At 43.2% G+C, this 21,498-nt stretch carries 14 protein-coding genes and 6 tRNA genes; 5 read left to right on the plus strand and 15 right to left on the minus strand.

Annotation, left to right across the window (positions count from 1 at the left end):
• Nucleotides 1-39 precede the first annotated feature (39 nt).
• Nucleotides 40-693 carry an oxygen-insensitive NAD(P)H nitroreductase gene (nfsB, locus tag HFU86_RS05270; protein WP_132494236.1) on the plus strand — a complete coding sequence of 218 codons (654 nt, stop codon included), beginning with the start codon at nt 40-42 and terminating at the stop codon, nt 691-693.
• A 58-nt stretch (nt 694-751) separates the two neighbouring features.
• Here the strand turns inward: nfsB and HFU86_RS05275 are convergent, their stop codons facing one another.
• From HFU86_RS05275 to nagB, 10 genes are all read right to left on the minus strand, one after another.
• Complete coding sequence (locus HFU86_RS05275) at nt 752-2,095, minus strand: dicarboxylate/amino acid:cation symporter (RefSeq protein WP_132494238.1); 1,344 nt, start codon at nt 2,093-2,095, stop codon at nt 752-754.
• Between the two features lie 378 nt (nt 2,096-2,473).
• Nucleotides 2,474-2,548, minus strand: a tRNA-Gln gene (locus tag HFU86_RS05280).
• A gap of 15 nt (nt 2,549-2,563) precedes the next feature.
• Nucleotides 2,564-2,640, minus strand: a tRNA-Met gene (locus HFU86_RS05285).
• 48 nt (nt 2,641-2,688) lie between these two features.
• Nucleotides 2,689-2,763, minus strand: a tRNA-Gln gene (locus HFU86_RS05290).
• Between the two features lie 52 nt (nt 2,764-2,815).
• Nucleotides 2,816-2,890 (minus strand) — tRNA-Gln (locus HFU86_RS05295).
• A 32-nt stretch (nt 2,891-2,922) separates the two neighbouring features.
• Nucleotides 2,923-3,007, minus strand: a tRNA-Leu gene (locus HFU86_RS05300).
• Between the two features lie 7 nt (nt 3,008-3,014).
• Nucleotides 3,015-3,091: transfer RNA gene (locus HFU86_RS05305), tRNA-Met, on the minus strand.
• A 255-nt stretch (nt 3,092-3,346) separates the two neighbouring features.
• Complete coding sequence (gene nagC / locus HFU86_RS05310) at nt 3,347-4,570, minus strand: DNA-binding transcriptional regulator NagC (protein WP_187128848.1); 1,224 nt, start codon at nt 4,568-4,570, stop codon at nt 3,347-3,349.
• Between the two features lie 7 nt (nt 4,571-4,577).
• Complete coding sequence (gene nagA / locus HFU86_RS05315; protein ID WP_187128849.1) at nt 4,578-5,744, minus strand: N-acetylglucosamine-6-phosphate deacetylase; 1,167 nt, start codon at nt 5,742-5,744, stop codon at nt 4,578-4,580.
• 124 nt (nt 5,745-5,868) lie between these two features.
• On the minus strand, nt 5,869-6,672 hold the full coding sequence (nagB, locus tag HFU86_RS05320) for a glucosamine-6-phosphate deaminase (RefSeq protein ID WP_108479370.1): 804 nt from the start codon (nt 6,670-6,672) through the stop codon (nt 5,869-5,871).
• 354 nt (nt 6,673-7,026) lie between these two features.
• Here nagB and nagE point away from each other — a divergent pair, with 354 nt between their 5' ends.
• The 4 genes from nagE to glnS all read left to right on the plus strand — a co-directional run bounded on the left by nagE (nt 7,027) and on the right by glnS (nt 12,898).
• A complete protein-coding gene (gene nagE / locus HFU86_RS05325; protein WP_187128850.1) occupies nt 7,027-9,054 on the plus strand; it encodes an N-acetylglucosamine-specific PTS transporter subunit IIBC in 2,028 nt (675 codons plus the stop codon).
• A gap of 314 nt (nt 9,055-9,368) precedes the next feature.
• Complete coding sequence (locus HFU86_RS05330) at nt 9,369-10,124, plus strand: hypothetical protein (protein ID WP_187128851.1); 756 nt, start codon at nt 9,369-9,371, stop codon at nt 10,122-10,124.
• Between the two features lie 143 nt (nt 10,125-10,267).
• Nucleotides 10,268-11,083, plus strand: coding sequence for a sulfite exporter TauE/SafE family protein (locus HFU86_RS05335; RefSeq protein ID WP_132494250.1), 816 nt, complete (start codon nt 10,268-10,270; stop codon nt 11,081-11,083).
• Between the two features lie 147 nt (nt 11,084-11,230).
• On the plus strand, nt 11,231-12,898 hold the full coding sequence (gene glnS / locus HFU86_RS05340; RefSeq protein WP_154634480.1) for a glutamine--tRNA ligase: 1,668 nt from the start codon (nt 11,231-11,233) through the stop codon (nt 12,896-12,898).
• A 318-nt stretch (nt 12,899-13,216) separates the two neighbouring features.
• On the opposite strand, the gene HFU86_RS05345 is transcribed toward glnS, so the two are convergent.
• The 5 genes from HFU86_RS05345 to kdpD all read right to left on the minus strand — a co-directional run bounded on the left by HFU86_RS05345 (nt 13,217) and on the right by kdpD (nt 21,492).
• Nucleotides 13,217-14,779: an esterase family protein gene (locus HFU86_RS05345; protein ID WP_187128852.1), complete on the minus strand. Its 1,563-nt coding sequence runs from the start codon at nt 14,777-14,779 to the stop codon at nt 13,217-13,219.
• Nucleotides 14,780-14,869: 90 nt separating this feature from the next.
• The gene (locus tag HFU86_RS05350) at nt 14,870-16,990 is read right to left on the minus strand and encodes a TonB-dependent siderophore receptor (protein WP_187128853.1); all 2,121 of its coding nucleotides are present in this window, start codon (nt 16,988-16,990) and stop codon (nt 14,870-14,872) included.
• 591 nt (nt 16,991-17,581) lie between these two features.
• On the minus strand, nt 17,582-17,977 hold the full coding sequence (locus tag HFU86_RS05355) for a DUF5329 family protein (RefSeq protein ID WP_187128854.1): 396 nt from the start codon (nt 17,975-17,977) through the stop codon (nt 17,582-17,584).
• 115 nt (nt 17,978-18,092) lie between these two features.
• Nucleotides 18,093-18,776: a two-component system response regulator KdpE gene (gene kdpE, locus HFU86_RS05360; protein ID WP_132494258.1), complete on the minus strand. Its 684-nt coding sequence runs from the start codon at nt 18,774-18,776 to the stop codon at nt 18,093-18,095.
• 16 nt (nt 18,777-18,792) lie between these two features.
• Nucleotides 18,793-21,492 carry a two-component system sensor histidine kinase KdpD gene (gene kdpD, locus HFU86_RS05365; RefSeq protein WP_132494260.1) on the minus strand — a complete coding sequence of 900 codons (2,700 nt, stop codon included), beginning with the start codon at nt 21,490-21,492 and terminating at the stop codon, nt 18,793-18,795.
• Nucleotides 21,493-21,498: the final 6 nt, after the last annotated feature.

The raw sequence follows: 21,498 nt of genomic DNA on the forward strand, positions 1-21,498 counted from the left end.
TTCAAAATTCAATACAGTTTATTTAACTTAGAGGATCCAATGAACTTAATTAATGTTTTAAATACCCGTTATGCAACGAAAAGCTTTGACCCGAGTAAAACGATTTCTGATGAAACTCTGACTGAGATAAAAGCGTTACTCCAATTAAGCCCTTCGAGCGTTAATGTGCAACCTTGGCATTTCTTGATGGTAAGTAGCCCTGAAGCAAAACAAAAAGTTATCAATGCGACGGCAGGCGGATACTCATTCAATGAAGAGAAAATTCGCAATGCATCCCATGTGGTAGTGATGTGCGCAAAAACAGAGTTGCCTGAGGATTATTTACTGCATCTTTTAGATCTCGAAGATGAAGAAGGGCGATATCTAAAAAGCGAGTTTAAAGAGCAGAATCATATGGCTCGCTCATTTTTTGTGAATTTACATAAGAATGAATTGAAGGATTTACCGCATTGGATAGAAAAACAAGTTTACTTGAATATGGGGGCATTATTATTGGGCGCAGCGGTTTTAGGGGTTGATGCCTTACCAATGGAAGGTCTCGATTTTTCAATTCTTAATGACGAATTCGATTTAAATGAGAAAGGGCTAAGTGCGGTGACGGTAGTTGCGCTGGGTTATAAAACCGAAGACGATTTTAATTCTGCCTTACCGAAAGTGCGTCTTCCATTGAATGAAGTCGTGACTGAACTTTAATTTGTTAGATAAAAAATAAGCCGCGGTTGCGGCTTATTTTCGTTATGGAAGTAATAAATTATTTATTATTTGCGATATCGACAGAAGTCGTTGGTTGTACTACATCTTCTTCGGTGATGATTGAATCTAAAGATTCACCTTTGGATGAGAATGCATGAGCCAGTTTTTCGGTATCTAACTCTTTTTCCCAACGCGCAACCACGATACATGCACAAGCGTTACCGACTAAGTTGGTCAGCGCACGGCACTCAGACATAAAGCGGTCGATACCCAGAATCAGTGCCATACCTGCAACTGGAATGCTTGGTACGACCATCAGCGTTGCCGCTAAGGTAATGAAACCTGCACCCGTTACACCCGCCGCACCTTTAGAGCTGATCATCGCAACTAACAGCAGGGAAATTTGCTGCCAGAGCGTCAGTTCAATATTGGTCGCTTGAGCAATAAACAGCGCCGCCATCGTCATGTAGATGTTGGTGCCATCGAGGTTAAATGAATAACCGGTAGGGATCACTAAGCCCACGACGGATTTTTCGCAACCAGCGTGCTCCATTTTTCTCATTAGGCTTGGTAATGCCGCTTCAGAGGAAGAGGTACCCAGCACTAACCATAATTCATCTTTGATGTATTTGATCAGCTCAATAATCGAGAAGCCGTTATATTTAGCCACTGCACCCAGTACGACCAGAACAAACAGCAGGGAGGTGATGTAGAACGTCATGATCAGCATCATTAAGTTGCCGATAGACGAAATACCGTATTTACCAATGGTAAATGCCATCGCACCAAATGCGCCGATAGGTGCCAGTTTCATCAACATCGCAACCATCTTGAACACAGGCTCAGAGAAGTTTTGCAGCAGTTTAACGATAGGCTCACCGTGTTTACCGGTTGCTGCCAGTGCTAAACCAAAAATTACCGAAATAAACAGGACTTGCAGAATGTTTCCGTTCACCAATGGGCTAATAACGGTGTCTGGAATAATATTCATGAAGAAGCCAACGATGGTAGATTCGTGTGCTTTTTCAACATAGCCCGCGACTTTGGCATTATCTAAGGTTGCAGGGTCAATATTCAGTCCAGAGCCTGGCTGAATGACGTTAGCGACGATTAAACCAATAATCAGTGCGATAGTTGAGAATGTGATGAAATACAGCATTGCTTTACCTGCAACGCTACCAACCGCTCTCATGTTGGTCATGCCTGAAATACCGGTCACAACCGTTAAGAAAATGACTGGGGCAATAATCATTTTCACGATTTTAATAAACGCATCACCCAACGGTTTTAATGACTCTCCGATGTCTGGGAAAAAATGCCCAAGGGCAATACCGAGAGTGATGGCGACGATGACCTGCACATATAAAATTTTATATAGTGGTTGTTTTATTATGTTTCGCATAAGTTTTCTCTGTAAAAATATTGTGTTATAGCAATTATAATTATTGGTTTTTTTACAACTGAGTTGAGATGGATTGGAAAGTTGGACTGATAATTTAAGACGAAAGGGGGCTTACGTATTACTAATCTAATCTAACTACAATTCGCCGCAAGATTACCACTTTATTTGGTTATGTGAAAATGACTGACATCACACTTCCGACACAAAGGTTGCGTAAAGGTAAATGGGATGTGTTAAATGTTTTTTAAAAGGTTAAAAGAAAATTTAAAGGCAGAATGATGGTTTTAAAAAGCATTAAATAAATAACGCATTAAGTTTATTTACTTAATTTTTTAAATTGTTTTGAGAGTATTTTTTGCTGATGAATACAGAAGAGGATGGCTGGGGTACCAGGATTCGAACCTGGGGATGCCAGGATCAAAACCTGGTGCCTTACCGCTTGGCGATACCCCAACAACAAAAAAGAAATGGTAGCTACGACGGGATTCGAACCTGTGACCCCAACATTATGAGTGTTGTGCTCTAACCAACTGAGCTACATAGCCATTGTATTTTCTTTACTGTGTGATTTTACTACTTGGTAGGATAATAGATGGCTGGGGTACCAGGATTCGAACCTGGGGATGCCAGGATCAAAACCTGGTGCCTTACCGCTTGGCGATACCCCATCCGAGAATATCTATTATTTATTTTCACTAAGAAAATTAATTGCCTTTAAGATGGCTGGGGTACCAGGATTCGAACCTGGGAATGCCAGGATCAAAACCTGGTGCCTTACCGCTTGGCGATACCCCAATCTTAAATTCAATTTTTACCGAGAAGGAAAATGGTGCGGGAGACAAGACTTGAACTTGCACACCTTGCGGCGCCAGAACCTAAATCTGGTGCGTCTACCAATTTCGCCACTCCCGCAAAGAAATGGTGGCTATGACGGGATTCGAACCTGTGACCCCAACATTATGAGTGTTGTGCTCTAACCAGCTGAGCTACATAGCCATCTTTTTTTTGCTTAACCTTCATCGGCGTTGCGGGGCGCATTATGCTAATTACAGGCAAGACAGTCAACAGCTTTTTGCACTATTTTTTAGAAAATGCGTCTGTTTGTTTGATGAATAATCATTTTGTCGATAAAGCCAGCAAAAAACAACCCCGAATTTGAAAAAATGTGATTTGTTATTATTAAGATGGTTAAAAATTACACTGGAATTTATTGCGCTATTTTGCTGTTTACCGATAAGAAAGAGCACAAAGTTAGCTTTCTAATAATCTTTGGAGCAATTCCCCATTTAACATGGCGCGTTTTGTCAGCGCAAATGCACCAATTGCTGAATTATGAACCAGTTGCGAGGTAACAATCGGTAAGTTTTCACGGAAACCTTTTAATGCTTGGGTATCAATGCAGCTTTGAATTGCGGGTAATAGAACCTGCTCAGCTTCAGTAATGTCTCCGGCGATCACCACTTTTTCAGGGTTAAACAAGTTAATAGTGATAGCGATGGCTTTACCAATTTGGCGACCGACGTGTTGGATAACCTCGGTTGCCAGTGGGTCACCTTTATTGGCGGCTTGGCAAATATGGGAAATAGAACTGGTTTCCGGGGTTAATTGGCTCGCATAGCCCTGTTCTAAGCGCTGTTTCACGCGCGCTTCGATGGCTTGGTTGGAGGCGATGGTTTCTAAACAACCAAAATTACCGCAATGGCAAAGGTCGCCTAGTGGGTCTACTTGGATATGCCCAATCTCTCCAAGATTACCTCGATGGTTAAGAAGGATCTCTTTATTAACGACTAAACCGGCTCCAGCGCCTCTGTGAATGCGTACAAGAAGCGAGTCCTCACAATCTTGGGTGGCACCGAAATAACTCTCAGCGAGAGCTAGGCTGCGAATATCGTGCCCAACATAACAGGTGAGATTGAAATGCTGCTGTAGGTTATCAATCAGCTTCCAGTTATCCACTTTAATGTGTGGCATATAGTGGACAATCCCAGAGTGCGGATTAACTAGCCCTGGTAATATCACCGAAATAGCAATCAGCTCACGGATACGTCGCTGCTGCAGCGAGATAAAATCTTCAAGTGCCGCAATCAGTTTCTCTTCGACGATTTGCTGGGTAGGTTCTGTAATAGGGTAGTGACCATCAGCCAGCATTTTGCCGCTAAGGTCATACAGGGCGATTGTGGCATCGTAACGCCCCAAGCGCACTCCGATGGTGTGGAAATGTTTGTATTCGGAGACAATGGAAATAGCGCGACGGCCTCCGGTGGAGGCCTGCTGGTCTACTTCTTTGATTAAACCACGTTCGAGTAATTGGCGGGTGATCTTAGTGACACTCGCTGGCGCAAGCTGGCTTTGTTCCGCTATCTGAATTCTAGATATCGGTCCTTGTTGATCAATCAGGCTGTAAACGACAGCACTGTTGAGTTGTTTTACGAGATCAATATTACCAATTTGCTTTAGCGAGTGGCTTTGATTCATCAGCTAGTTACTCATTTTTATAGACTTCCTCTCCATTTACATAAGTTGAAAGGACTTGGAAGTCTTGGTTAAAGGCAGTCAAGTTAGCCGTTTTACCGGCTTCGATGGAACCTAATGTTGCCTCTACCCCAATGGCTCTTGCTGGGTAAAGGGTTGCCATTCTTAATGTTTCATCAAGAGGAATGCCAACATGTTCAACACTGTTTTTCACCGCATTAATCATGGTCAGGGAAGAGCCGCTCAGTGTGCCATTTTCATCGACACATAATCCATTGCGGTAGTATATGGTTTTACCTGCGAAGATAAAATGATCCATTTCACCTGTTTGGGGATCAATTCCCGCTGGTGCTGTCGCATCGGTGACTAAAACCAGCTTATCCCCTTTGAGTTGTTTACTATTGCGAATATTGGCCCATTGAACATGTAAACCATCCGCGATAATGCCTGCATAGACTTCAGGGGTATCGTAAATTGCGCCAACCAGACCAGGACCACGACCCGAAATATATGGCATGGCGTTGAATAGGTGGGTTGATGCGCGAATACCTGAGCGGAAGCCTTGACGCGCTTCTTCATAGGTAGCGTTGGAGTGACCCGCTGAAACCACAATGCCAGCTTCGGTGAGCTGGTGGATAAAGCGTTGCTCAACAATTTCAGGTGCGAGCGTGATCATGCTAATCGCGTCAGCGTGTGCTGCTAAGTAATCCATCATCTCAACCGATGGCTTACGGATAAATTCTGGGTTATGAGTCCCTTTTTTAATCAAATTAATGTAAGGACCTTCAATATGTAAACCAAGCGCTTGGTTTTTATTCTGTTTCAGATATTCAGTCATGACATCAACGCCATGCTTCATCAGTTCATCTGAACAGGTAATAAGTGTTGGCAAAAAGCTAGTACACCCCGCACGCTCATTGGCTTTTTGCATGATTTCGAGGTTTTTCAATGTGACGTTTTCTTCGTTGTCATTGAATTGCACGCCGCCACAGCCATTCACTTGGAGATCGATAAAGCCAGCCGATAGAATGGCACCTTTCAAATCTCTACGTTCGATATCGTGAGCGAGTTCGGATTCTGGGCACACCGCTTTGATGATTTCGCCATCAATAATGACTGCGTGGTTATCCAGTCTTTCGTGACCTGTAAAAATAATGCAATTAGTTAATGCGTACATAGCGTAAAACTCCTGACCGCGAGTAAAATGGGTCACCGACCCGCATCAGTATGGCGGGTCGGGTGTTCGATACTCTATCTATTTTAGGCGCTTTTAGAGACGCTAAAACAGAGATGAGTATAAATTAATCAAATTGCTCGATATTCGAACATTCTAATTGTTTGAAATATTTGAGCGTTTTGACTTTCAATTCTAATGTTGCTGGCTCATCACAGACAATCAATGCTTTTGGATGTAGCTGCACACAGCTGATTGTCCATAAGTGGTTAACAGAACCTTCTACCGCAGCGTGAACGGCATCCGCTTTGTTTGCACCCGTCGCTAATACCATCAGTTCTTTAGCATCTAATAAAGTCGCAACACCCACAGTTAATGCATATTTAGGAACTTGATTGATATCGTTATCAAAGAAACGGGAGTTAGCTTGGCGAGTTTCTGGCGTCAGCGTTTTGATACGCGTTCTCGAACTTAAAGAAGAACCTGGCTCATTAAACGCGATATGACCATCATTACCTACGCCACCCATAAACAGGTTGATTTGACCGTAGGATTTGATTTTGTCTTCATAGCGTTGACATTCAGCGTCGACATCAGGTGCATTACCATTGAGTAAATTGATGTTTTCAGCTTGGATATCAATGTGATTGAAAAAGTTTTGGTGCATAAACGTGTGGTAGCTTTGTGGATGATCTTTTGGAATACCAATGTATTCATCCATATTAAATGTCACGACATGCTTAAAGCTGACTTTACCTGCTTTATATAAGGCAATTAATTCTTTGTAGGTGGCAAGCGGAGTTCCGCCAGTCGGTAAGCCTAGAACGAAAGGGCGTTCAGCTGTCGGATTAAATGCGTTGATTTTATCAGCGATGTACTGTGCGGACCATACGCCAACATCATGAGCATTATTTAATGGGATAAGCCTCATGTACTTTTACCTCTAGTGTTTCTTTAAATTTATACTTGTAGGACCCCGAATCTCAATTGTGTTGATCATTTTCAACATTTTCTTATGACTGAGGTACTTGGAGTATATACAGCAAATCATATAAAAAACTTATTTTTAATCATAAAATAAGTTTTCGAGAATAGCTACTAATTTAGTCAATATTAGGTTTCTTTCGTTGACATTTATCACAGTTTCTAGCTATTTATTTTGTATCGCGAAAAAATTCATCTATTCTATGAATTGCTATAATTAAGCGACTTCGGATATATTTCCGATGCGTGAAAATAAGATCCTGAAATGGGACAAAAATAGAGCGATACAAAGGGGGAGTTTGTGAATATTCTTAGCTACTTACAGCGGATTGGTAGGGCGCTTATGGTGCCTGTCGCCGTATTACCAGCCGCCGCAATCCTAATGGGGATTGGTTATTGGATTGACCCAGATGGTTGGGGTGCCAATAGCGCAATCGCTGCGTTACTGATCAAATCCGGTGCTGCCATCATCGACAACATGTCCGTGTTGTTTGCGATTGGTGTTGCGTACGGAATGTCTAAAGATAAAGATGGTGCAGCTGCATTAACCGGTTTTGTCGGCTTCTTAGTGGTGACAACACTGTGTTCGCCTGCGTCCTACTCAATGATTATGAGTGTGCCAGTGGAATCCGTCCCTGCTGCATTCAATAAAATCAATAACCAGTTCGTGGGTATCCTTGTTGGGGTTCTCTCTGCTGAACTTTACAACCGCTACAGTGGCGTTGAGCTGCCAAAAGCGTTGTCATTCTTCAGTGGTCGTCGCCTCGTCCCGATTTTAACCTCATTCCTGATGATCATCCTGGCATTCATTCTGATGTATGTTTGGCCGGTGGTGTATAACGGATTAGTGGCGTTCGGTGAAAGCATCAAAGACTTAGGTTCTGTTGGCGCGGGTATCTACGCCTTCTTTAACCGTCTATTAATTCCTGTTGGCTTACACCACGCACTGAACTCTGTATTCTGGTTCGATGTGGCGGGTATCAACGATATTCCTAACTTCTTAGGTGGCGCGAAGTCCATCGAAGCAGGTCTGGCAACAGTTGGGATTACGGGTCGCTACCAAGCGGGCTTCTTCCCTATCATGATGTTCGGTCTGCCAGGTGCGGCTCTGGCTATCTATCACTGTGCACGTCCAGAAAATAAAGCCAAAGTGGCTGGTATCATGATTGCAGGTGCGTTTGCTGCATTCTTTACTGGTATTACTGAACCACTTGAATTCTCATTTATGTTCGTTGCGCCAGTACTGTATGTGATCCACGCATTATTGACCGGTATTTCTGTCTATATCGCGGCAACAATGGAATGGATTTCAGGCTTCGGCTTCAGTGCGGGGCTGGTGGATATGTTCTTACAGACACGTAACCCACTCGCAACTCATTGGTATATGCTGATTGTTCAAGGCTTAGTCTTCTTCTGCATCTACTACGTGATTTTCCGATTCATGATCCGCAAATTCAACCTGTTAACGCCAGGCCGTGAAGTCAGCGCGGGTGACGAAACGGTTGATGGCTATGACGAAAACGTCAGCGATGCACACAGCGATGAAAGCGAAATTCAAAAAGAAGCTCGTCAGTATATTGCAGCAGTAGGTGGTAGTGACAACATCGTTAACATCGACGCTTGTATCACGCGTTTACGTTTAGGCGTAAAAGATTCAGCGGTAGTCAACGACCCACTTGCTAAACGTATTGGTGCATCTGGCGTGATCCGCCTGAACAAGCAAAACGTGCAAGTCATTGTGGGAACTCGTGCTGAATTAATCGCTAAAGCGATGACAGAAGTGATGGCAAAAGGCCCTATTGCGGCATCTGCGCCAGTTGCTGCTCCAGAAAAAAGCCAGCAAGCGGCACCAGAAAAAGCAAAAGGTAACGCGGTACTGTCGTTAATCGCACCAGTTAGTGGTGAAGTTTACTCACTGGATCAGGTTCCGGATGAAGCGTTCTCTAGCCGCATCGTCGGTGATGGTATTGCTATCAAACCAACCAGCAGCGAAGTCGTGGCGCCAGCCGCAGGGACAATTGTGAAAATTTTCCCTACTAACCATGCATTCTGCCTTGAAACCGCGAATGGCGTTGAACTGATTGTGCATATGGGGATTGATACCGTTGCATTAAATGGTGAAGGCTGTGAGCGTTTAGTCGAAGAGGGGGCTAAAGTTGAAGCGGGTACACCGATTCTGAAACTCGACCTACCATTCCTTGAAGCGAATGCAAAATCAATGATCAGCCCTGTTATCATCAGTAATATTGATGACTTCGCTGGCGTTGAAATTTTAGCGAAAGGTCAGGTTACTGCCGGTGAAACCGTTATTTATCACGTATTAAAATAATCTACGTATAGATAAAAAATACCGAGCAGTACCTAGGAAATGCCAGCTTAATCAGCTGGCATTTTTTTATCTAAATTATTCCGTAATTAATATCCAAAGCATTAATTCCACAAGCATTAACTCCCAAGGTATTAATTTCTATATTAATCAAGCATGTATTCGGTATAACCGAATTTAACTTTTTGGCACTTATTACTATTTTATTTCTCTTATGGCTTATTTTCTTTGAAGTAAATTACCCTTGTTAGCGAGGCGAAAAATCATTTAAGGAAATCGGTTGGTTAAAGGAAGCTGTTTTTAAAGGAATAAATAAGATGATGTCAAAAATAACGCTCGTGAGTGAAGCTAGTGAATATGTGTTTCAAAAAATGAACCATTTTTTTCAATGTTCAGGGAATCCGATTCGCATTCGTAGAATGAACAAAGAGAATTTAAAGTATTGCAATATCAGCTCGTTAGCAACTGAAGAGCCTTTGGATTGGCTTGAGTATCAAGAAATTGTTATGACCAAAGAGAGCTTTAGTTTCTGTTTTAAACTTATTAGCCGTAACCGAATTTTAGTCCGAATACCGGATAAAGCAGCGGGAGGTTGTGTCTGTAGCTATGACCCTCATAGCCGTCGAGCGACAATCGAAATACTGCAAAATTTTGAGAAAAACAATAAAGCATTAGATGGAAAAATGATGGTTTACTCATTGCTGAGTATTTTATTTTTTCTCATCAAGGTAGGGGGAGAGGGGGTCTATATTAACAACCCGGCTAACGAAGATCTTCTTGACTATTATATTGATGAATTGGGTTTTCAGGACGTCTTTAAAGATGGCAGCCTACTGTATAGCTCCAAGCAGCAACTGTTTAATCTCTTTGATGCGTTAAGGGAGCAGTGGAAACCCAAAGCAGGCCGAAACATAACAGGCATACCTAATGAGAGCGAAGAGCGACTTGCTGATGAATTTATGCGTTTGATTATCAGTGTCGCTCAAGCTATTAAGCAGATGCCCAAGGCGCCTAAAGGGGAATCTGTTGGGAAATTTGCCGATGAGTTTGATGTATGGCGAAAAATTAATTGATTGAATTCATAGAGATTTGTAACTCAAAGGTTATGTTTGTTAATTAATTTGGCGAAATCTCAAAGTGAGTTGTCAAATCTGCATAAGCACAGGATGGTTCTCAAGGATAAGATAAAAACTCAACCATCTTTGAGGATCATCCTGTGGATTTACTACTTTGTTTATTTGGTTTCATTTCGGGGATCACAACAGCGCTGTTCGGTTTCGGGGGCGGCTTTATTACAGTACCCCTGTTATATGCATTAATTACCCTTGTTTGGGGACCCCGCCATGATGCCAGCGAAGTTGCGATGCAAATCGCCGTCGCCACATCTACATTTGTGATGATTTTCTCATCAAGCTTGTCGAGTCGAGCACACTACCTGAAAGGGAATTTCAACTGGCAAATTATCAAACCTTTTATGCTACCTATTTCAATTGGCGGCATTTTAGGTGCGCTCATCGCGCTATCGGTAGACAGTGAATGGATCCGCTGGATATTTATTGGTTATCTCATTATCACTATTCTCGATTGCTTTATTCGTCCCGGATTTATGCAAACCCAATCAGAAGGTAATGCGTTAAGAAGAGGTAAATGCATTGAGGACACGCTCATCGGTACAGTGATCGGTACCGTCGCGGCATTTTTAGGTGTAGGGGGCAGTGTGATGACGGTACCTTTGATGCGTCGCCGTGGAGCGAGTATGTTGCAAGCGGCGGCATTTGCTAACCCACTGACGTTACCGATGGCAATCACGGGCTCTTTGATTTACTTCTATTTTGCTATGGAAAAGCACCTTGAATTAGGCTCTGGTTTCTTAGGGATGATTTATATTAAAGGCGCCTTAATTTTGATTGCTACCTCGTGGCTAGGTATTCGTTTTGCTTCGTTTTTGATGCCCTACTTGAGTGATAAACGCCATGCTCAAAGCTATCCCATTTTACTGATGGTAGTTCTTGGGGTCATGCTATTCGTATAAATAGCCTATTTTTTGATAAAAATCCCCCTTTGCCATTGCTTTTGCCGACTAACCTTAATCAAACGGTTGTTTCTGGACGTATTATGGTAGAATATATTCGGTTACTATACGAATTTAGCGCGCTTTTGGCACTGAGGAACGATGACAATGAATGAGGCAGATGCTCGCCCAACTAACTTTATCCGTCAGATCATAGATGAAGATCTGGCGACTGGGAAACACACATCAGTACATACCCGTTTTCCACCTGAACCGAATGGCTACTTACACATTGGCCATGCGAAATCAATTTGCTTGAACTTTGGTATCGCGAAGGATTATCAAGGCCAGTGTAACTTACGCTTTGATGATACTAACCCGGTCAAAGAAGATGTTGAGTATGTAAACTCCATTCAAAACGACGTCCAATGGTTAGGTTTCCAGTGGAGCGGCAACATTCGCTACTCATCGGATTATTTTGATATTTTATATCAATACGCGATTGAGCTTATCAAAAAAGGCCTTGCCTACGTTGATGAATTAAGTGCGGATGAAATTCGTGAATACCGTGGCACATTAAAAGAGCCGGGTAAAAACAGCCCTTATCGTGAGCGCCTGATTGAAGACAACTTAGCGTTATTTGAAAAAATGCGCGAGGGTGGCTTCGAAGAAGGTAAAGCGTGCCTGCGTGCGAAAATCGACATGGCATCGCCATTTATGGTTATGCGTGACCCAGTGTTATACCGCATTAAGTTTGCGGAACATCACCAATCCGGTAACAAGTGGTGCATCTACCCGATGTACGACTTCACTCACTGTATTTCTGATGCGCTGGAAGGCATTACTCACTCACTGTGTACATTAGAATTCCAAGACAACCGCCGCCTGTATGACTGGGTATTGGACAACATCACGATTGACTGCCACCCGCGTCAGTACGAGTTCTCTCGTCTGAACCTCGAATACACGGTGATGTCAAAACGTAAACTGAACCAATTAGTGACTGAAAAACACGTTGCTGGTTGGGATGACCCACGCATGCTGACCATCTCTGGTTTACGTCGTCGTGGTTATACTGCGGCATCCATTCGTGAGTTCTGCCGTCGTATCGGTGTCACAAAACAAGATAACAACGTCGAAATGGCGGCATTAGAATCTTGCATTCGTGATGACTTGAATGACTCAGCACCACGCGCAATGGCGGTTATCGATCCAGTTCGCTTAGTGATTGAAAATATGCCAGCAGGCGAAGAAATTCTGAAGGCACCAAATCATCCGAACAACCCAGAAATGGGAATGCGTGAAGTGCCATTTAGTAATGAGCTGTATATTGACCGTGCAGACTTCCGCGAAGAAGCTAACCGCCAATATAAGCGTTTGGTATTAGGTAAAGAAGTGCGTCTACGTAATGCTTACATCATCAAAGCAGAGCGCGTAGAAAAAGATGCAGAAGGCAATATTACCACTATCTTCTGTACTTACGATGCAGGCACATTAAACAAAGATCCAGCTGACGGTCGTAAAGTCAAAGGCGTTATCCACTGGGTAAGTGCAGCACATGCATTGCCAGCGGAGATCCGTCTGTATGACCGCTTGTTTACTGTACCAAACCCAGCAGCCGAAGATGATTTCTTATCAGTACTGAACCCAGAATCTCTGGTCATTCGCCAAGGTTTTGTTGAACCAAGCCTGCGCGATGCGCCAGCAGAAAAAGCGTACCAGTTTGAGCGTGAAGGTTACTTCTGCGCAGATAACAAACTGAGCAGTGCGGATAAGCTGGTGTTTAACCGTACGGTTGGGTTGCGTGATACGTGGGCTAAGATTGAGTCTAACTAAATCCTCGTCATACTTCGCGCTGTAGCGGCGTTGGCTGCATTCGCTAACCCTAGTCACATACTTTTGTATGCTCCTAGGGATTAGCTGAATCCTCGTCATACTTCGCGCTGTAGCAGCGTTGGCTGCATTCGCTAACCCTAATCACATACTTGTGTATGCTCCTAGGGATTAGCTCACTTGCCGCCTTGCTACAACGCGAATTATTTAGAGGATTGTAGGGATGGATTGTTGAGAACAGCCTAAAAAAGACCTCCAATTACTGGGGGTCTTTTTATATCAAAATACCGTTGTGGGCGTAGCAGAACACCCACAGAAGATTCAACGTTGGTTTGTGAAGTCTTTCAATCCATAGACCAATGATTCTACCCAAGCAGCATAATCATGACCACTTGACCATGAATGGAAGCTGGTTTTGTAGTGTTTATCTCGCAAAACATGTTCAAGCTCTTGGCTATTAAGCCAAATGCCGCCATCAGCACCTTGGTTTTCAAATAATCCTGCTTGTATCCAGAAACTGATCGGATAATGCGGCGATTGCTGATATTGACGAGTTAACCATCCTGGCTTTTCACCTTCAGGTGCCCACCAGTACGAGCCAGATAGGCTCAGCACATGACTAAATTGGTTTGGATATCGCAATGCGACCCAGGACGATGCTAATCCTCCATAACTTGCGCCAGCCACAATCGTCTTTTCATTATTTATTTCAATACCATTTTTGCTCACCCAAGGTAGCAGTTCCAGTGCCATAAAATCAGCAAAAGCTTGATTTGGAGGGAGTTCCTTGGAGCGACGTTTACTATCCAAACTATCTATAAAGACAATATTAATCGGGGGTAATTGATGATTAGCAATCAAACCATCAATTACATTGGCGGTGTGATATTTATCCTGCCAAATTTGACCATCAAACAAAAATAATGTCCAACTAACAGGCGTTGTCGCTTTTGGGCGATAAAGAATGATTTCCCGACTATTTCCAAGGAAATTACTTTTTAATGTATGTCGAGTCAAAGAGCCATGGCGTATAGGCTGTTTCATTGTATCGCGGGTAAAATACCGTGAGGGTTTTAAATCAAGTAAAGATGAAGTGTTCCACTTATCATCATTTTCTATACTCATAGTCGTGGGATTTAAAGGATCGGCTTGTGCAGTGACCAAAATCGCACGGCGTTGTTCACGCGCATTGCCATCTACTTTAGGAACGTCAGGTGCCAATTGATATTGCATACGCGTATCTGCGGGTACCACGTAGCTGCGAAACCAAACATCGGAGTCACCCAGTTTAAACATGGGATCATGATCGCCTGCCGGAGACCCTAAAATAAACACATTACCGCGCGCTGCACGCCACAAAAAAGTGACTCGTTTATGGGATGAATCTACGGGTTCAATTAAAGGCGTACCGATGAGTTGCTGTTTTTTCCAAAATGCATCTGTCGTTCCTCCTGCTGCCAGCTCCTTTGCGAGTTGCTGTAAAGTAGGACTGACTGGATCAAGTTTTCGCACGCGATTGAGTGGCTGAGTTTCTGTCACTTGCCAGTTAAACTGCCATTCGCTACCGCTATTTCCATATAACATTAATGATGAAACTTGCCCTGCCGGGGATGAAAAAAGTAGCGATTTTTCTCCATCAGCAGGTCCTGCTTCCAATAATGTGCGTAAATGATGGTTTTGCTGGTCGAGTAATTGTGCTCCTGTTGCCCCTTTTAGTGTGGCAGCAATATAGTTTTCATTAAGCGCTGGAAGCACAAAGCAAACCTTACCCTCGGTATCAAATATGCCTTCCTGAACCCCTTGGAGAGGCAGTTCGTTGCAAGGAGCGGCTATTGCGGGTGCTGCACTCAAAGCGACCATTACGTAAAGCAAAACAGACTTCATGAGCCCTCACTTTCAAGTTAATCGTTATTATTAATGAGATAGCAAAGGCTATATCTCAATTTGACATAGCCTTTGTTCTTACTCGTTGTTTTACCAAGCGTAATCGAACGTGACAGTACCCGTTCGGCCTATGCCATAAAAGCAGGCGTCACTCATACCGCAGGATGAAACATAATGTTTATCCATTAAGTTATTAACGTTTAACTGTATCGTTGCGCCTTTCAAAGAGGGCGAAATATTGGCAAGTTCATAGCCAACCATCGCATCGTAAAGTGTTACCCCAGGCACAGAAAAGCTATTATCCGCCCCTGCTTTGCTGGAACCGATATAGCGCACTCCCGCTCCTGCTTTCAGTCCATTCAGCATCCCGGAGTTTTCTTCATATTGTCCCCAAACAGAGGCCATATTTTTAGGAATTCGAGGAAATTCTTTTCCTTTTTCGGCACTGTTTGACGTTTCAAGCACTTTGGTTTTGGTATATGAATATGCTGCTGTAACGGCAAATTTGTCGGTAAGCTTACTGTTTATCTGGGCTTCCACACCTTTACTTTCACCCTTGCCGATTAGCGTCATATAACCTAACTCAGAGTCGTATTTAGGAATGTTTTTTTGCTCGATATGATAGAGAGATAAGGTCGCCAGCGTTTTTTGGTCAGGAGTGAGGTACTTGATACCGATTTCTGTTTGTTTTGCTGTTTTAGGATCAAACGGCTTACTTTCTGGCTTTCTGTTGGTTGCAAGATTTGGCTCAAAAGAGGTGCTGTAGCTAATATAAGGGGAAATACCGTTATCAAATGAGTATAACAATCCAACTAAACCTGTTAATTTGCCATCATTTTGTTGTGACCTGTCACTGATCGTTCTGTCTATCGTTTTGACTTCAATCCAGTCATACCGGGTGCTAGCTAATAAGTTCCAGTTATTCCATTCGATTTGGTCTTGAATATAAATACCGATTTGATCGCTTTTTTGTAGCTGGTCGGTGAATAATGTCTGTTTGGATTCATCAATTTTCTGGTATTGGGGGTTACGCCAATCAATATCATAATTGCCGCTTCTGTCACGCCAAAACTGTTTGTCCTCTTTAGTCCATTTGTAATCGACGCCGACTAATAGTGTTTGATAAAGCCCCCCATTATTAATGTCGAAATTTAAATGGGTATCAACGCCAAATGTATTGAGTTTCGTTTTTTCGCGCTGAGCCATTCGTTTTAGTACATAAGGATAGTTTTTAGCTTCATTTGCTAAGGTGTTAAATACTAAGTAATTATATTTTTCATCAATCTCTGCGTAGCGTGCCTTTTGAACCAGTGAAATTTTATCACTAAAATTGTGTTCAAATTCATACCCGATACTATGTTGTTTCTGTTTGGAAATATTATAGTCAGGATTGCTTATGTTGAAGTCTTGTGGAATTTTTCCTTCAGGGGTTGATTCAAGTGTGCCAACTTTAGGAAGAAAGTTTCGGTAACCATTTTTCGGTGAGTTTTGTAAGTAAGCCAGAAGAGTGAAAGTTGTGTCTTCATTTAGGAATGATATGGCGGGAGCGATGGCATATTTTTCTTCTTCATAGTCTCGTACCTGAGTATCTTTCTTTTTTGCTAAGCCATTTAGACGATAGAGGATATTTCCATCATCCGTTAGCTTGCCACCCAGATCAAAAAATCCTTCTGTTTTATTTCGATTACCGACCCGTAACTGAATTTTATTGATGCTCTGTGCGGTTGGTTTTTTGCTTGTCATAGCAATAACCCCACCAGGGCTTATTTGCCCATACTGCACAGATGCCGGTCCTTTAATCATCTCAATTCTGTCCAGAAACCAAGGTTCGGTTGTGCCCATGGACGAGGACGCATTTCCGCCAAAAGGAATGCCATCTAGAATTTTGTTCGCATAATCAAAACCGCGACTGAATACCTCATCATTACGATTTGAATCACCACGGTATTCGGTAACCACACCTGGTGTATACCTCAGTGCATCCACAACGGTTTCTGCCGCTCTGTTTTCTATTTGGGTTTTGGTCACCACATTCACCGTCTGTGGGATTTTCATTATCTGAGTCTCATTCTTCGTTGCAGAAGACGTCGTTGTTGCAGTATATGAATCACTTGAGCTTGGTGTAGTCACAACCAGAACATCAGTTGCTGAGGCAGCGAATGGCGAAACTATTAACAGTGATAGCGCTGATAGCTTATTTTTATTTAACATAGCAATACCTGTTCATCCCTATTTTCAACGTAAAATTTAAGACGGTATGGAAACCTAGCAGTGCAAGTTTTCACACGATGGATATTTTTTTGATTTGGTCAGGAGGGGATAAAAGTGAATTTTCCTTTTACCGTTCATACTTACACCGATGTATTCTTCGATATCTCTGGCGTAAATATATCTGAATTAAACCAATGTACTCTCAATGTAAAAATGTAAAATTTTCATATGCAAAACATATAGATACAAAACTTAATGCATTGGTCCTCTATTGTTTCTCAAACTTAAGCTTTATATTCTATATGATAATAATAATCATTTAAATAATGCATGATAATAATAATCATTAAGAATAACATATGGCAATTAATCAGTTTTTTATGTTTTAGAAAGTCTGCATTTCAATCAAATTGCTTTTTGAACAATGAGGCAACTATCAACTCATTTCATCAGCACATCTAATGCTTTGGTCTACATAGGGTTATAAGATTCGGATTCTGATTGGCGGATATATTGGGTCAGGTAAAAACTGACAAATAAAGCGCCTGCTAGCTATTGGGGGCGCTTTATTAATCGGGGGGATAGAGCGGGTTATTTAGCTTGTTTATCGACGTTATTTTTCAGTAAATCATGCAGATACTGATTGGCGCTGGTGACTTTACCTTGGGCATCGGTGACTTGGTACTCTTCTCCGGTGATAGAAGATTTTGATGCCACATTGTCAATAAACTGCTCTGTTGTCTGCAAACGTTTTTCAGTTTTACCCAGCTTTAATCGTAAATGGGATTCAGCTTCTGGTGCTGAATGACCAGAACCATTACGCGTGAAGGTTAAATTCTGCTGCTTACCCAACTCTGTTAACAACGCTTCAGTACGAATTTTCTCTTCAGGGCTTAGCGCAAGGGCTTTGGTGGTGACGAAAAGAGTTAAAAAAATCACTAAGATGGAAGCAAAACGGCGAGAGGCTTGAGTCAGTAACGATTGCACAGGAAACGCTCCGATAAGTTAAGATTGGAGAGATTATAGGCAGCCGTGATGAATAAACTATCAGTAATAGTCTGAGAATCACGCTTTAAGACAAACTTAGGTTTTAAGGTATAAGTTAAGGCATAAAACGGTAGCCAATTCCCGTTTCAGTTAAAAGATGTGCGGGGCGAGCTGGGTCATTTTCCAACTTCTGGCGTAAATGCCCCATATAAATGCGTAGATAATGATTATGTTCGACGTAACTCGGTCCCCAGACTTGCAGTAACAAATGACGCTGAGTGAGCACTTTTCCGCTATTGGCAACGAGTTCACTGAGTAGGCGAAATTCAATCGGGGTGAGGTGCAACTCTTCACTGCCTTTAGTCACGATGCGGTTGATAAAATCCACCGTGACATCGCCAAATTGAAAAGTAGGGCTTTCTTGGCCCGCTTTACCAAAGCGACGTAAAGCGACTCGGACACGGGCGAGCAACTCGCTAATACCAAAAGGTTTTGTCAAATAATCATCGGCACCCGCATCGAGAGCGGCCACTTTCTGGGACTCTTCTTCACGAGCAGAAAGTACGATCAACGGAATACTGCTCCATTGGCGTAAATCACGGATCAAATCCAACCCATCACCATCAGGTAATCCGAGATCTAAAATCACTAAGTCAGGCTGACGAGTGCCTGCTTCTATGAGTCCTCGCTGGTAATTTTCAGCTTCAAAAATTTTCCAGCCTTCACCCTCCAGCGCTAATCGAACAAAGCGGCGGATCTCTTTTTCATCTTCAATGATCAGGATTTGATGGGAACTCACAGTTTGCTAAGTGCTCCTAAATTTTGTTTTCGCTTTCGTTTTCAATCTCGGGTAACGGCTTTAATGGCAAAATAAAATGGAAGCTGGCGCCACCTTTTTCATTATTTTCAGCCCAAATTTCCCCTTCATGGAGATGGATAATAGCACGACAGATAGCTAAACCTAAGCCAACTCCCGGAATTGCCGATTCTTTTTGTGCGCGGGAAAATTTATCGAAAATGGTTTTTTCTTGCCCATCGGGAATTGCATTACTGGCATCCCACACTTCGATATGAGCTTTTTGTGATTCGATAGACGCTCGAATACCAATCGGAGTATCGCTATCACTGTATTTTATGGCATTTTCGAGCAAGTTAATGATGACGCGCTCAATCAAGTTACCGTCACAATACAAGAGTAAATCGGCTGGAATATCAATATCAAGTGGGTGACTATCTAAAGTGTAGTCCAAGATGCGAACTGCGCTGCTCGTAATTTCTTGCAGAGATTCCCATTCCAAATTGGGGTGGATCCCCCCAGATTGTAAGCGAGCCATATCCAATAAATTATTCACTAAGCGCGAAGTGCTTAACACCTGTTGGCGCATCTGACTGACTTGTGCGGTGAGCGGCGAATTTTCGGCTGATAACTCCAACATCAAAATTTCGCTTTGACCAAATAAAACAGTCAGTGGCGTTTTGAGATCATGGGATAGGGCTGCCAGCAGTGAATTTCGTAATTGCTCCCGTTCAACATCCAATTTGGCTCTCTCTGCTTGTTTGGTCAGTTGCAGGCGGGAAAGGCTACTGGCGATTAATCCGGTAAAGGTTTGCAGCATACGTTGCTGCTCGGGGATCAATAATTGGCGAATATTACGCGGCTCAATGGCGAGCACGGCAAGGGTTTCATCCGCCGTTGTGATGGGCTGTAATTGGTACGGCACGCTGGGAAGTGTATCCGTCCCTGCACCGGCGGGCTGGCGCTTATCGAAGCTCCATTTTGCGATAGCTTTGTCGATTTGCAACTGGCTATAACCTTCGCACTGTAATGGCGTCAGTTGGTTATTTTCATCAGGGAGTAACAAACAGGTTTTTGCCTGAAAGGCATTGTTTAAAAAGTGGTAGCCTGTTTTGCCGATATCTTCCGTGCTGAGGGCTTGACCTAACTCTTTGGTCATTTCATATAAATGGCGCGTGCGTTGTTCTCGATAACGCGCAATTCTTGCCTGGTAGCGCATACCCGCGGTGAGATTCCCGACAACCACCCCCACAATCAGCATCACAGTGAACGTAACCAGATACTGCATATCCATAATCGCTAATGAAAAATGGGGCTGAACGAAAAATAAATCGAAACTGATCACGTTGATTAACGCGGCGAAAACAGAAGGGCGACGACCGTAAAATAGCGCGACTAATACCACGCCCAATAAATAGAGGGTGACTAAGTTGGCTTTATCCAGTGCCAATAAGAAGGTTCGAGAGAATAGGGTGATGGCTGCACACATGGCGATCGCCATTAAATAGCCATTGACATCAGAGCGCCATTTTTCGGTAAACGGCTTTCTTTCTGGCTCTTTATCCCAATCGCTTTTTTCTTCAAGGGCGACAATGATCAAATCTAAATCAGGTCCGAGTTTACCGAGTCTATCGGCAAAACCTTGGTGTAAATTGAATTTATACCATTTGCGGTGTTTATCGCGTCGGCCGATCAAAATTTTACCGAGGTTATGTTCCCGTGCGTAGCGCAAAATGGCTTTTTCTTCATTAGGATCAGAAAGCGTGGTGGTTTCCGCACCTAAATCTTGAGCTAACCTCAAGGCTTTTAAAATGGCACGGCGCTGATTTTCAGGAAGTTGGTGTAATGTTGGCGTCTCTACATACACCGCATGCCAAACACTGCCGAACTTAGCGGCAAGGCGAGCAGCAGCGCGAACCAGTTTTTCATTGCCCGTATTATGCCCGATACACAGGAGTAACCCATCGCGGGTATGCCAAACGGGGGCTTCACCTTTACCATCGCGAAATTCACGCATTTGGTCATCAACGCGATCAGCCGTGCGGCGCAGGGCTAATTCCCGTAAAGCAATTAAGTTACCTTTACGGAAGAAATGCTCGATAGCACGTTCAGCTTGCCCCGGAATATACACTTTGCCTTCTTTTAAACGTTGGCGAAGGTCATCTGGAGGCAAATCCACTAAAACCACTTCATTGGCGGCATCAAAAATATGGTCAGGCACCGTTTCACGCACGCGGATACCGGTGATGCTGCCGACAATGTCATTTAAGCTTTCAATATGTTGAACGTTAACGGTGGTGAGAACGTCAATACCTGCATCCAGTAATTCTTCGACATCTTGCCAGCGTTTAGGGTGGCGGCTGCCATTTGGATTACTGAAGGCAAGTTCATCCATCAAGATAATGGCAGGATGCCTTGCCAATGCAGCATCAATATCGAAGGCGTGCAGACGACGCCCTCGATGGCTGATTTTTAATGGAGGAAGTTGAGGGAGCCCATCCAGCAGCGCGGCGGTTTCTTCTCGTTCATGAGTTTCGACCACGCCAATCAGCACATCTAACCCTTGTGCTCGAAGGCGTTGTGCTTCTTGCAACATGGCGTAAGTTTTCCCGACACCAGCACAAGCACCGAAGAAAATCTTAAGTTTGCCACGTCCACTTTCGTTTGCCTTTACCAACAGGTCATCTGGGTTTGGGCGGATAGGCTCCTGATTATTCATAACTGA

Origin of the sequence: Providencia sp. JUb39 (assembly GCF_012272845.1) — a bacterium.
In the GTDB taxonomy this organism is placed as follows: Bacteria; Pseudomonadota; Gammaproteobacteria; order Enterobacterales; family Enterobacteriaceae; genus Providencia; species Providencia lanzhouensis.